Source organism: Aquimarina algicola (assembly GCF_006443095.1).
Classification (GTDB): Bacteria; Bacteroidota; Bacteroidia; order Flavobacteriales; family Flavobacteriaceae; genus Aquimarina; species Aquimarina algicola.
The window spans coordinates 674487-688129 of sequence record NZ_VFWZ01000002.1 but is presented as its reverse complement, the minus strand read 5'-3'; the positions used below and the strand labels follow the sequence as shown (position 1 = coordinate 688129).

13 protein-coding genes are annotated in these 13643 nt (G+C 39.4%); 1 reads left to right on the top strand and 12 read right to left on the bottom strand.

Going from position 1 to position 13643, the window contains the following annotated elements:
- Window positions 1–2: 2 nt before the first annotated feature.
- Complete coding sequence (locus tag FHK87_RS06950) at window positions 3–209, top strand: GDCCVxC domain-containing (seleno)protein (protein WP_140591958.1); 207 nt, start codon at window positions 3–5, stop codon at window positions 207–209.
- Window positions 210–284: 75 nt separating this feature from the next.
- On the opposite strand, the gene FHK87_RS06945 is transcribed toward FHK87_RS06950, so the two are convergent.
- From FHK87_RS06945 to FHK87_RS06890, 12 genes are all read right to left on the bottom strand, one after another.
- Complete coding sequence (locus FHK87_RS06945) at window positions 285–947, bottom strand: ATPase (RefSeq protein WP_140591956.1); 663 nt, start codon at window positions 945–947, stop codon at window positions 285–287.
- Complete coding sequence (locus tag FHK87_RS06940; RefSeq protein WP_140591953.1) at window positions 931–1683, bottom strand: hypothetical protein; 753 nt, start codon at window positions 1681–1683, stop codon at window positions 931–933. Before FHK87_RS06940 ends, FHK87_RS06945 begins: the two co-directional genes overlap by 17 nt.
- 3 nt (window positions 1684–1686) lie before the next feature.
- Window positions 1687–1971, bottom strand: a complete 285-nt coding sequence (locus FHK87_RS06935; protein WP_140591951.1) for a helix-turn-helix domain-containing protein — start codon at window positions 1969–1971, stop codon at window positions 1687–1689.
- Window positions 1972–2291: 320 nt separating this feature from the next.
- Entirely contained in the window at window positions 2292–3128 is an 837-nt protein-coding gene (locus tag FHK87_RS06930; protein ID WP_130962975.1) for an RteC domain-containing protein, read from the bottom strand.
- Window positions 3129–3387: 259 nt separating this feature from the next.
- On the bottom strand, window positions 3388–4140 hold the full coding sequence (locus FHK87_RS06925; protein WP_226294126.1) for a helix-turn-helix domain-containing protein: 753 nt from the start codon (window positions 4138–4140) through the stop codon (window positions 3388–3390).
- Window positions 4141–4314: 174 nt separating this feature from the next.
- A complete protein-coding gene (locus tag FHK87_RS06920; RefSeq protein WP_140591949.1) occupies window positions 4315–4800 on the bottom strand; it encodes an asparaginase domain-containing protein in 486 nt (161 codons plus the stop codon).
- A 92-nt stretch (window positions 4801–4892) separates the two neighbouring features.
- Window positions 4893–6857, bottom strand: a complete 1965-nt coding sequence (locus FHK87_RS06915) for a heavy metal translocating P-type ATPase (RefSeq protein WP_140591946.1) — start codon at window positions 6855–6857, stop codon at window positions 4893–4895.
- Window positions 6857–7228 (bottom strand): DUF3703 domain-containing protein, encoded by a 372-nt coding sequence (locus FHK87_RS06910; RefSeq protein WP_140591943.1) that lies wholly within the window; start codon window positions 7226–7228, stop codon window positions 6857–6859. Before FHK87_RS06910 ends, FHK87_RS06915 begins: the two co-directional genes overlap by 1 nt.
- A gap of 11 nt (window positions 7229–7239) precedes the next feature.
- Window positions 7240–7596, bottom strand: a complete 357-nt coding sequence (locus tag FHK87_RS06905; protein WP_140591940.1) for a SpoIIAA family protein — start codon at window positions 7594–7596, stop codon at window positions 7240–7242.
- Window positions 7597–7653: 57 nt separating this feature from the next.
- A complete protein-coding gene (locus FHK87_RS06900; protein ID WP_126160965.1) occupies window positions 7654–8070 on the bottom strand; it encodes a Fur family transcriptional regulator in 417 nt (138 codons plus the stop codon).
- A 22-nt stretch (window positions 8071–8092) separates the two neighbouring features.
- Complete coding sequence (locus FHK87_RS06895; RefSeq protein WP_140591938.1) at window positions 8093–9292, bottom strand: efflux RND transporter periplasmic adaptor subunit; 1200 nt, start codon at window positions 9290–9292, stop codon at window positions 8093–8095.
- Window positions 9292–13635 carry a CusA/CzcA family heavy metal efflux RND transporter gene (locus FHK87_RS06890; protein ID WP_140591935.1) on the bottom strand — a complete coding sequence of 1448 codons (4344 nt, stop codon included), beginning with the start codon at window positions 13633–13635 and terminating at the stop codon, window positions 9292–9294. The genes FHK87_RS06895 and FHK87_RS06890 overlap by 1 nt, the downstream gene beginning before the upstream one ends.
- Window positions 13636–13643: the final 8 nt, after the last annotated feature.

Below are 13643 nucleotides of genomic sequence, written 5' to 3'. Positions count from 1 at the left end.
TAATGGAAGTTCAGTTAAAATCAGAGATTACCTGTCCGAACTGTGGATATCAAAAATTAGAAGATATGCCGACAAATGCTTGTCGATTCTTTTACGAATGTGAGAATTGTAAAATGGTTTTGAAACCAAATGAAGGCGATTGTTGCGTTTATTGCTCATTCGGAACTGTAGCCTGTCCACCTATTCAGGAAAATAAAAGTTGTTGTTGAAAATTTTCCAACTAGACTTTAAGTCAATATATTTAATAACCGTTTGTGCAACGTATTCATAAAAAAGCACATTAATCATTTCCTTTTATCACCAGCACCTTTATCAAAGGCAATTAAATTAAACAGTTCTCGCATTCTGCTACGAACACGATTTCCATAGCGTTCTTCCAATTCTTCAGCATTTAGGTTTGTGGTAGCGTGAGTTTTGATTTTGTGTTTGGTATCGAGATAGAGTTCATATCTGGATAAGAGTACTTCGCCCATTACGTTCAAATCTTTCCCATAAAATCGTCCAGCCGGTTCAACGCCCAAATCATCAAAGCAATAGAATTTAGTATTGCCGTATTCTTCAACAGTTTTAAAGCCAAGGTGGTTAAAACCAAAAGTTACATTCCGGCAAGGAATCATTTCGTAAGGGCGCTGCAACGGAACTATGTGACGTAGTAATTTCATAAGGCTGGTTTTGCCACATCCAACAGGTCCAGAAAGTAAAATACCTTTGTCAATGTCAATCCCGTAAGTAGAACAGTTCTCTTTATCCTTAATAAAGTATGAACAAAGTTTAAGCAGTATGTTTTTGTCTTCTTCATAGATTCTGAATTTCTTGCCAAACAATAGTTTTCCTTTTGCATTCAGGTAAATCAAAATTTTTGGAAAGTCATAGACAACGCTTTTGCCGTCAAATTTTCCCAGTGAATATTCTACGCCACCTTCAATAATTTTAGAGGGGTTGTCCATAATCTTTGTTTTTAGTGGTTCGCAAGTTGTCCTTGATTTGGGACGCTTGGTTTTTGTTTGCTTTGTTTTCTTCTTCGAAAAGCTCAGTTCTATCCATCCAGTTTGTGGCCAAAGCTCGCCAATCACGAATTTGTTGACCATCGCTAGTTTGCCAGTTCCTAGTTTCATAATGCTCGTAGAATTTTTTTCCTTCATCGGCATTAAAACCTTTTTCAATAAAAAAATCAATTACGGCCTGCCAGCCCTTTGGTTGTTTAGTACAGTTTTCTTGTTTGATATTGTTTGTAGTAGATACCAATGCTTGTCCACCTATGGGACGGTGTGGGTCTACAACCTGTCCATTTATGGGATGGTACTGTCCCACAACTGGTTCACGTATGGGATAGTACTGTTCCGCAAGCAGTTCTAATGTGGGATTGTACCGTCTCACATCTGGTTCATCACTTGTCCCAATAATGGACATCTTGATTTTACTGCCCTTGTATGGATTATTAGATGGGAAATAGGATAGATAAAGCCACGAGTCCAAATCAGTAACACAACGATGGTAAGTGGATTTTGAGCCTATTTTAGCACAACGCATCAAATCTCTACGGTTTACATAAAATTCATCCGCAAAGCGACTACTGTTCCATTCTTGGAACAGCGCCATATACAGACTGATATGGGTAGGATTTAGGCGGTCATCAAAATAGAACTTTTCAAAAGCCGCATTAAGTAGCTTTATATAGTTCATTACTTAAGAATTTGAACCGTGCTGTACACGGTTGGCGGTCATTATATTTTGAATTTCCTCGGCATCGTAGTAGATAATACCGCCTACTTTGGTATAGGGCAAAGTGCCATTGATACGAAGATTTTGCAAAGTGCCTGGACTGACTTGTAACAAGTCCATAACCTCAGAAGATTTGAGATACCGTTTCAGTTTTCCAGTAGCTTGTTTGGATAATAGTTTTTTGATGTCATCGAGTAATTCCATTTTGAAATCTCGAAGGTCGTCTGTGGTAATAATACTTGTCGGCATAATAGAACGGTTTTAAAGAAAGAGGCTATCGCATCGCTATCAACTAATTTGATAGCCTCTGACCTGATTTGACTTTCGTTCTACAAATTTGAACAGCTTTAATGGATTTTATTCCCCAGTACGACCGTACTACGGTCAAAATTTAACATTTTGAAATTTGATTAGTTTTAGGGTGTTTTGAGGTGTTTGCACTATTAATTGAACTTTAAATTGTACCAAAATTTATGGAAAAGAGGATGAGAATCTAATTACCGTAGGTCAACCGTAGTACGGTCTTATTTTAGCAGATAAAAGGATAGGTAAATGAGAATGGTTAGCGACTATTCCTCGCTTTTATCCATTTCTGAAAGAAGGGAAGCAATCAGCTGGTCAAGGAACAATGTTCGGCTGTTTTTACGATTTTTGATGTCTTGAAAGGTTTTGTAGATGTCTTTGGGTTCAAAATCAAATATCTGTTGCAACTTTCTAGAAAGTTGCATAATACTTTTATTGTCCTGCTTCCCGAGACCTTTTGCGCATAGTGCGTAGAGCAGCTCAACCCAATCTGTATTTGTAAATGGCCAAATAATTTTTTCAGTAGGTTTTATATTCACACTAAAACCATTCAATCTATTTTTAATAGAATGTTTCTTTTGGTCCATATAATTAATAAGGGAAGTATAGGCCTTGAACTTTCCTAAAAGCATATCTCTTGGCGTACAAAAATCAGGGTCTTGAAAATAGAATTTAGAAGTAGTGATGTGATACTTATCGAGATGGTCTCTTGTGTAATATGTCTTATCAAAATGGGTTGCCCCAGATTTTACATATTGGCCAAAGTCAAGATTATAAAGAAAAAAGCGATTTAGTTTACCAATCTTCTTTTTTACAAATTTTAGTTGGGCAGCTCTATCAGCTTTAGGAAATTGAATTTCAAAAGAATGAATCTCTGAGAAGTATATAAGTTTAATTAATGGTACTTGTTTTATTTTTTTAAAGAAATCAATTTCATCATCAACGCTTTTAAAATCATTAGCCAAAATATTTCTTTTAAAAACGGTAAGCAAATTTCTACTTAACTCGATGGAACGATAGGATAGTTCCAAAATCGGAAGATTTTCGAGCCTTATCCCGTCTAATTCTACGAGAAGATTTTCGCCTAGTGATTCTAAATCCATTTATAGCCATAAATACAGTTAAACACCGACATTACTGCGGGTGGTCTTAGTTTGGATGGGTTGTTAGTGGTTGTTAGAATTCTTTAGTTGCGAATGTGTGGGACAGGTACTTGAAAGTAGAAGTTTTTACGACAAAGGGCGGCCAAAGAACAACTGAAATGTAATAACATAATTTTGAAAGAAGGGTATTTTATTCCGTAGATATGTACGGAATAAACCGTATTTTCCTACGGTAATTGCTATGGTATCAGGAACAACGCTACTTCGCCTTTTTTCGATATCGACTAATGAATTGCCTTCTATTTTTTACACCAGTTTTTTTATAGATATTAGAAGCGTGTTTAGAGACAGTACTTTCGGCAATGAATAAATCTTTGGCTATTTGTTTGTAACTAAGATTGCTCAGAATAGATAAAGTAATTTCTATTTCCCTTCGTGTCAAGTTTTCGTAGATTATTTTTGTTTCTGCTGAGTTAATTGCCTGTTCCTTACTCATTGCAAATACTTCATACATTTTGGTCTTGTTTTCCAAAAAATATAAATGTCGGTCTATTTCAATAATCGTTATGGCATAAAAAGCCGCGTTCATAACAGTAAAAGTCAACCATTGAAAATCCCCAATTAAGGTTAGTATAGGTAACAACGCAATACTTGTCACGCTAATCATTGATAACCTATTACGACGTAGGATGTATTCATTTGGATTGTTTGGATGGGAAATTCTTTCATAAAACATACCTAAAAACACAAAGGCAAGAACAGAAATAGGTATGGTAAAAAGTAACCTTGAAGCGTCTAAGGAATAGGTAAAAAAGTATGGGATTAAAAATAGTATAATAAAACTTCCAGAAGACAAAATCGCTAAATTTCTAATAGAAGAATTGTACTTTAATACAATGATATCATATTCTTTATAGAGGTAGTAAACTATATAAACGCATAGAGTTATGGCAACGCCGTAAGTTATGATGTACTGAAGAATGAGAGGACCAGGAAAATTCTTAATTGGCAAAAATCCACCTGTTAAATTATAGGTAATAAATAAAATACCCAAAGATAAAAATCGCTTATAACCACTTGAATCTTTTCGAGTTGAATAGTAGAGTGTGAACAATACAATGACCGTATCTAATAAAAGATAGAAAAAAGTCGTCCAATGTATTGATGTACCAAACATTTATCTTTTTCATCGCTGCTCAAATTTGTTGGTTTCTAAATTTTTTGTCACATTCTTCCAATGAAATATAGTGCCATTCATTGCCACATATACATCTGCTTTTAGAAATTGAACTGAGCATATTGCATAACCTAAATTAAAAGGGGCGTCTGTACCATTGGATGTGCCTAAAACAAATGAGCCAACCAAGACAATCGTTTTATTTAGGTTAAGGTTTCCGATATATTTTGCGGTATCTTCCATAGTGAAAGTACCGTGGGTTAATACTATTTTTTCTGCGCTTGTAGCTTTAATTTTATCTACCAATAGCTGGCGGTCTTCATCTGTTATAGAGCGGCTGTCTTTATTCAAAACACTTTCAATGGTATAGGAAAATGAGACATTCGCCGGCCTAAAAAAGTTCTCAATAGAGATTTTGCTTTCTTGGTTCTGGCTATTTTTTTCGCTATAGTCCAACCCCTCAATTGTACCGCCTGTTGTGATTATATGTATCATAAAATAGGACTTGTTGTGACCTACAATATAACGGTTATTATTGGTAATCAATTTTCATTCTGGTAACTTCAATGGGAAAAATTCTATGATTCTTACCACTTCATTTTCTGCAATCGTACCGCATTTAAAATAGCCAACAATGCCACACCCACATCGGCAAATACAGCTTCCCACATTGTTGCCAGTCCACCAGCACCAAGAATAAGTACGATAGCCTTTACACCAAATGCCAAACCAATATTCTGCCAAACAATTTTTCGGGTAGAACGCCCAATTTTAATTGCTCTTGCAATTTTACTTGGTTGGTCGGTCTGGATGATGACATCTGCCGTCTCAATGGCAACATCACTACCCAAGCCACCCATTGCGATACCTACACCACTTGCTGCCAATACGGGCGCGTCATTAATACCATCGCCTATAAAGGCTACTTTCGTTTCAGGTTGTTTTTTGAGCCCTTCAACCTCGTTCAACTTATCTTCCGGTAGTAAACCACCTTTTGCCCAATCAATATTTAATTCTTTGGAAACCTGTTGCGTAATGGAATCTTTATCGCCAGAAAGCATTATGATTTTTGAAATTCCAGCTTCCCTTATTTGCTTAATAGCTTGGTGGGCATCTTCCTTCAGTTCATCGGCAATGGTTACATAACCTGCAAACTTTCCATCAATGGCAACCATTACTATTGATTCTACAATGCTATCGGTTTCAGAGGGTACTTCGATACTGTTCGAAGTCATTAATGCTTTGTTACCGACCAAAACGGTTCTTCCATTGACCGTTCCTTTTAAGCCTTTTCCAGCAACTTCAGAAACTTCAGTTGCTTCCAAGTCAACACCGTCAGCTTTATATTCCAATATTGCCTTTGCGATTGGATGAGTAGATTGTTCTTCCATCGCCATCAAGTATTGCATAAATTCCGCTTCCGCGAAAGCGGATGTATTGACCACTTCCTTAATCTTAAAGACCCCTTTGGTAATAGTTCCCGTTTTGTCCATTACCACGGTATTCACTTTGGTCATTGCATCCAAAAAGGATGCGCCCTTGAATAAAATACCGTTACGTGATGCTGCACCCAGACCACCGAAATAGCCCAAAGGAATGGAAATAACCAATGCACAGGGACAGGAAATAACTAAGAAAATTAATGCTCTGTACAACCAATCACGAAACACGTAATCATCAACAAAGAAATAAGGAAGAAAAGTCAGACCAATAGCTAGAAATACAACGATAGGTGTGTAAATCCGTGCAAACTTTCTGATGAACAGTTCAGTCTTTGATTTACGGGCGGTGGCATTCTGCACCATATCGAGAATACGGGCAATGGAACTGTCCTTAAACTCTTTAGTGGTTTCAATTTCGATGACACCATCGAGATTGATGCTTCCCGCAAAAACCTTTTCGCCTTTCGCAATGGTATCGGGCTTGCTTTCACCTGTCAAAGCTGCTGTATTAAAGGACCCTTTATCTGAAAGTAAAATACCATCGAGTGGTACTTTTTCACCCACCCGAACCTGAATTTTCTCGCCAATCTCAACGGTTTCAGGATTGACAGAGACAAAATCATCATCACGATGGACCAAGGCTTCATTAGGGCGTACATCGAGTAGTGCTTTAATGTTTCTTTTGGCACGGTTGACCGCTGCGTTTTGAAACAGTTCGCCTACGGCATAGAAAAGCATAACCGCCACACCTTCGGGATATTCGCCTATGGCAAATGCCCCCAAAGTGGCGATGGACATCAAGAAAAATTCTGTAAAGAAATCGCCTTTTAAGATACTGTTCCATCCTTCCCGTATGACAGGAAACCCAACTGGGATATAAGCTACCGTATACCAGACAACGCGAATCCAACCTTTAAAGAAGGGGAAGGTATCAAAATAATCAATGGCAATGCCAACTATCAGCATCACAAAGCTAAAAATGGCAGGTAAATAAGTTCTGAAGTTTGACAATTCTTCCGGACTGCTGTGATTGTGTCCGTCATCGTGGCTGTGCTCGCCCTTATGTTCTTTAGGGTCTAAATCACGTAAGTTTACTTTTTTCTTTTTCATTAGGTTGGTCTGTATTGGTTTAAGATAATTTCCAAGTCGTGAGGAAGTTCCATTCTCTTAAGAGGTGGAACGTTAGCACCACCCGTATTTCCTACGGGCACGTAGTCAATAAATGATTTCCACCCGCCAACGACCAATCGAACAACTTGACCTAAAATCTCTTTTATGTTTTTTTGTCTAAAGCCAAATTTGAGCATTAGCCAATGGGAATAGGTATGTTCGTAAGGATAGGACTGCCCAAGTATGTGAGAGCGTTCAAGATGCTTCCAAGCAATTCCATAATCTTTCCGATTCAATGCGTTACGATATAGATTCAATTCCTTATCATAGTGTTCTTTTAAGCCTTTAGGGATGTTGGTATTAAATTTCATCTAACAAGTTTTTATAAATTAATCCAAGTCATAGCCTGTTCCTTATTTTTGGCTTCAAAATATTTGGCTTCGCTTCCGGTAAAGAAATCGGTTGCCTTTGCTGCCCATTCTTGCCATTTTTCATTTCCAACGAATGCTATTTTCCCGTAATCCTTGATATGTGCTACATCAGTCTTGATGTCTTCCCAAAACCCTTTAATAGTATAGCCTTCAAAATCTTCCATTTCAAAATAGAAGTCCACTTTGTGACCCTTGTCGATGATTCGATGGATTTGTTTGTGAATGGTTTTTAAATTTTCTTCGTTCAATTTACCCGAAAGCTTTGCGGCAATTAGGTTCTCTTTTTTCGTATCTATAAACTGTATCATAAGTTCTTATTTTTCAGCGTTCAAAGTACAGGTTTAAACCGTGCAACGGAAGTGCATTTATTGCCCGCTACACTTTTCGCAAATACCTTTTATAACCAAGTTAGCATCCTCAGCCACATATCCATCTGGTAGATTAACCTGCGGTATCTTATGTTCTGTAAGACATACGGTTTCATCGCAGTTGTTGCAATGAAAATGCAGGTGTAAATCTTGTTCGATTTCACAATTGCACCCAGGTTCACAAAGCGCATATTTTGAAATATTAGTGCCATCGTCTATTTGGTGCACGATTCCTTTTTCTTCAAAAGTTTTTAAGGTTCGATAGAGCGTAGTTCTGTCCGCTTTCGCGAAAGCGTTCTCAATGTCTGTTAATGCAACAGCAATTTCTTTCTCGGCCATATACTTATAAATCAAAATGCGCATTGCCGTAGGTCGCACACTTTTGTTTTCCAATGTTTTTTCTATTTCTTTCATCTAATGATGTTATTAATCAATTTTAATGTGAGTGTTCTGCTTCGCCTTTTTTCATTTCTGCCATTAAATAGTAACCGTTGTTTAAGGCATATTTGGCATTCGATTTTTGTTCCGTTAGAAAATCAATAGGAATCCATTCCCCGTCTTTAGCCCCCTTTGTTATTTCATTAGGTGTAAAAGCCCAATCGTTACCTTCCTTTTCAGCTAAAAACACAAAAAATCGGTTACCATCAGCGGCTAGGGCACTTTCGGGTATAGCCAACGTCTTATTGTTATCCGTTTGTATACGTCCCTGAATGTACATTCCGGGTATCAGGTTGCCTTCCTTGTTCTCAATTTCTGCGTGAACGTGTATCGCTTTCGGGTTCTGCTCAAAAGTTTTGCCTACGGAATAGATTTCCGCGGTCAGTTCCTGCCCTTGATTGGATTGGACATTAAACGTTACTTTTTGACCTTCCTTTACCCTATAGACATCCTTTTCAAAGACCATCAAATCGGCGTGCACGTGGTGGGTGTCCACGATTTCCATTAGGTCGGTCTGGGGTTCTACATACTGCCCTGTTTTGACTTCTACCTTTTGTACAAATCCTTCGATGGGACTTCTGAGCGCCACACGCTGGTAAATCGTTCCGTTTCTTACGCCCGATGCACTAACGTTAAGTTGTTGCAGTTGGGCTTCAAGACCTTTTGCCATACTTCGGGATGCTTGGTATTCAGCTTCTGCCTTTTGGAAATTGGCACCGCTTCCTACACCCGCATCGTAAAGGGTTTTTTGTCGTTCATATTCCTTTTTCAGAAACTGACTGTTACTAAAAGCATTTAAGTAGTCTGTCTGTTTCTGAATGATGTTGGGATGCGAGAGGTAAGCGACTGTTTGCCCTTTATTGACCTTATCACCCTCGATAACCTCGATGGAAACCACGTTTGCACCTACAACTGTTGTTATGGTGGCCTCGTTCTGGGGCGGGACTTCCAGTTGACCGTTCGCTTCCACATACCCGCTCATATTTCGCATTTGTAAGGTGTCGATTTTCATTTGTAATGCATCGAACTGTTTTGCTGTGAGCATCACTTCCTCAGCTTCGCCTTCTGTGTGGGCTTCTTCCGTTTCAGAATTTCCTTTATTGTTTTCAGCTGACTCTGATTTAGAATCACCACAAGAGGTTAACCCTAAGAGCATAACCAATAAACCGATGACTGTATATTTAGATAGATTTTTCATTATTGTTTAAAATATTGTAGTTCGAAAACTGATTTTAGATAATTGTCGAGCGCATCCAGCGCATCCATTTCGGTATTTATGGCATCCCTTATTATTTGTGTAAATGCTGCATAGTCCACTGCACCTTCCTTGTAGGCAAGTAGTGCGCCTCTGCGTTGCTCTTCGGCAAGGGGTAAGGCTTTATTTTTATAAAATTGCCAAGATGTTTCCCACTTTTGATAGGACTGTAAGGACTGCTGATATTCGGATTGCAATTGGCGTTGTGTATAATCGGCATTAGTTCTTGCAATTTCGCCGTCAATTTTAGCGGCCTTGGCTTGGCTACGTTCCGTACCAGAAAATAAAGGAATGGAAATACCGGCCTGATAAGTGTAAAACCCGCTATTGCCGTTCACTGTTTGAAGTCCGCCCTGAAGATTAAACTTGGGAAGCAAGTCAGCACGAGCTGCGTCATAATTTGCCTCAGCTTCATCAATTTGCTTTTGCGAAAGTTTCAGTTTGGGATGATTTTCCACTGTTGTGGGTATGCCCAATACGGCAAATTCACTTTCGTCAAGCGATTTAGGTACAGTATAGAAAGTGTCTGAAACTAACCATAGGTTTAGTTTTTGAAGGGCAATGGCGTAATCGCTTTCGGCCTGTTGCAATTTGTTGCGGATTTGCAAGGCTTGATTGGTAGCTGATGAATATTCCAAGCGTGAAATGGCTTCTACCTCATAATTGAGCGCAATGGCTTTTTCAAATTGTGAATAGATAGAATCCAGTTCTTGGTACAGTTCAAATTTTTGCCTTTGCTGATAGGCTTGCGACCAAGCTTTTTTAACTTCCTGTTCTATTTGAAGTTCAGAAAGGTCAAGAGCTGTTTCGGCCAAAGCGATACGTTGCTTTTGCAGACGCTTTTTCGCACCTATGCCGAATAAGTTGATATTCTGTTGCCCTAAGCCAACCAATGTATAAATACCCTGACCATCCGATATTTCCTCGCCACCCGTAAACACTTGGGTGTTGCCAAAGTCGTAAGCAGTCCCCTTTAATGCAGTTTGTCTTTGAATTTCCAACTGTTTCGTTTTCAAGAGCGGATAATTTTCTTTAGAAACTTCTACCGCTTTTTCCAATAATATTACCGGCAGCGAATCATTCTGTGGAACTTGCTGCGCTTTTACGAAAGCAGAAGTAAATAGCAAACAAACTACTGCCATAGCGGTAGCAAATTTTGGATTCAATTTTGCCTTTCGTTCAGAACGTTTCTCGACCCATTGATAAAAAATGGGCAGAATAAACAGCGTTAAAAGGGTTGAAGTTATCAATCCACCAATAACCACGGTAGCCAAGGGTCGTTGCACTTCCGCCCCTGCAGACGCTGAAATAGCCATAGGCAAAAAACCAAGAATATCGGTAAAGGCAGTAAGCATAATCGGGCGTATCCTACGTTTTGTGCCTTCCACAATCCTGTCTTTTAAGTTTGTTACGCCTTCTTCCTTCAGTTCATTCAGACCGCTTATCATTACCAATCCATTCAGTACAGCTACCCCAAAGAGCACAATAAAACCGACCCCTGCCGAAATACTAAAAGGCATATCCCGAAGCCATAGAGCGAACACGCCACCTATGGTCGCCATAGGTATTGCTACATAAATCATCAAGGTTTGCGGAAAGGATTTTAGGGCAAAGTAAATCAGAATGAATATGAGCAATAAAGCTATTGGCACAACAGTCTGTAACCTACTGCTGGCACGTTCGAGGTTTTCAAAAGCCCCACCATAACGAATGTAATATCCAGGTGGTAATTCAAATTGGGCATCTAATTTATCCTGAATTTCTTCTACTACAGATTTAACATCACGGTCACGAATATTGATACCTACATACGTTCGTCTATTTGTATTGTCTCTACTTATTTGCATTGGACCAGGCTCATAACTCACTTCTGCAATTTCACGTAGCGGAATTTGTGAACCATTTGGAAGGTTTATGAACAGGTTTTTAATGTCAGCAATGCTTTCCCGATTCTCTTTTTGTAGGCGAACTACCAAATCGAACCGCTTTTCCCCCTCGAAAATTACGCCTGCTTTTCCACCTGCAAATGCAGCTTGTAACACACTATTGAGTTGGTTGATTTCAAGACCGTATTGCGCGAGCTTGTTACGATTATAGTTAACCGTAATTTGCGGAAGGCCATCGGTAGCCTCTACTTTCATATCCGCAACACCCGGAACAGTTGCAATGATTTTACCCATTTCTTCCGCTTTGCTTGCCAGTATGTCCAAATCTTCCCCAAACAGTTTAATAGCAACATCTTCACGTACACCCGTAAGTAGTTCGTTAAAACGCATTTCTATAGGCTGGGTAAATTCATAATTGACCCCGGGTACGATGCTTATGGCATCCTTCATTTTTTCGACCAGTTCATCTTTGCTTTCGGCGGATGTCCATTCATCACTTGGTTTAAGGATGACGAAGACATCGGCAATGTCCATCGGCATCGGGTCAGTAGGTACATCGGCCACACCGATACGGCTGATGATAGTTTCCACCTCTGGAAATTCCGCCTTAACTATTTGCTCTATTTTTGTGGTTGTTTCTATGGTTTCTGAGAGGGAACTTCCGGGTTTTAGGATGGCGTGAAACGCAATATCGCCTTCATCCAACTGTGGGATAAATTCGCCGCCCATTCTGGTAAAGGCAAAAATGGCAACTGCAAAAAGAGCAATAGCGATACCTATAACCATCTTCCCTTTAGTAAGCGATTTGGTCAACAGCGGCTCGTATTTTCTTTCAATCCAATGGACAAACTTATCGCCGTAAGACTTTTTTTCGGATTTTGGCGGTCTTAAGAATAACGCTGAAATCATTGGAACATAGGTCAGACAAAGCAACATTGCACCAATCATCGCAAAGATGAAGGTCAGCGCCATAGGCTGAAACATCTTGCCTTCGACACCTTCCAAAGCTAAAATGGGTAGGAAGACAATAAGAATTATAAGCTGGCCGAAGAAGGCGGCGTTCATCATCTTTTTAGAAGCCTTTGCAGCGATTTCGTCCCTCGTTTCAGAACTCACGGTCTTCTTTTTAACTACATAAGAATACATTAAGAAAACAGTACTTTCTACGATGATGACCGCACCGTCCACGATGATTCCAAAGTCAATCGCCCCCAAACTCATCAGGTTCGCCCATACGTCAAAAACGTTCATTAGTATGAATGCAAACAAAAGCGATAGCGGAATAGTGGATGCTACTATAAGACCACCACGCCAATTTCCCAAGAGCAAAACCAAAACAAAGATTACGATAAGCCCACCTTCCAAAAGGTTTCCAGTTACCGTTCCCGTTGTTTCCGCAATCAATTCACTTCGGTCAAGAAATGGTTTTATACTAACACCTTTAGGAAGTGATTGCTGAATCTGTTCCATACGTTGGGTCACGTTTTCGATAACTTCGTTGGAATTAGCCCCTTTAAGCATCAAAATCATTCCGCCAACAGCTTCGCCTTTGCCATCTTTGGTCAGCGCACCGTAACGGACGGCACTTCCTATACTCACCTTACCAACATCTTTAATCTTGATAGGAATACCATTGACCGTCTTGACGACCATATTTTCTATATCCGATACAGTTCTTGCAAGACCCTCGCCACGTATAAAATTAGCTTGATGATTACGCTCGATATAAGCACCGCCCGTATTCTGATTGTTGTTTTCCAAAGCTGAGAACACTTCGGAAATTGTGATACCAATAGCTCGAAGTTCGTTTGGGTCTACTGCAACTTCATATTGTTTTTTATTGCCACCAAAGGCATTTACTTCCACGACGCCAGGAACCATTGCCATTTGTCTACGTACTATCCAATCTTGAATTGTTCGCAGTTCTGTAGATGAATATTCACTTTGGTATTCGGCTTCAACCTCTAGGGTGTATTGATAGATTTCGCCTAGCCCTGTAGAAATGGGACCCATAGAAGGCTCACCAAAACCCATAGGGATTTGTTCTTGTACTTCTGTCAGTTTTTCTGCTACAAGCTGTCTGGGAAGATACGTTCCGACACCGTCATCAAAGACGATGGTCACTACGGAGAGTCCGAAGCGGGAAATCGAACGAATTTCCTTGACATTGGGTAGGTTGCTCATTGCCACCTCGACAGGATAGGTTACAAATTGCTCAATATCCTCTGTCCCCAGATTGGGCGATTGTGTAATGACCTGTACCTGATTATTGGTAATATCTGGCACGGCATCAATAGGAACTTGGGTCATACTATAGATACCTGCACCAATTAATGCAAGTGTGAGCAGACCAATAATAAATTTGTTATTGATTGAAAAATCAATGATTTTATTAATCATAGATATGG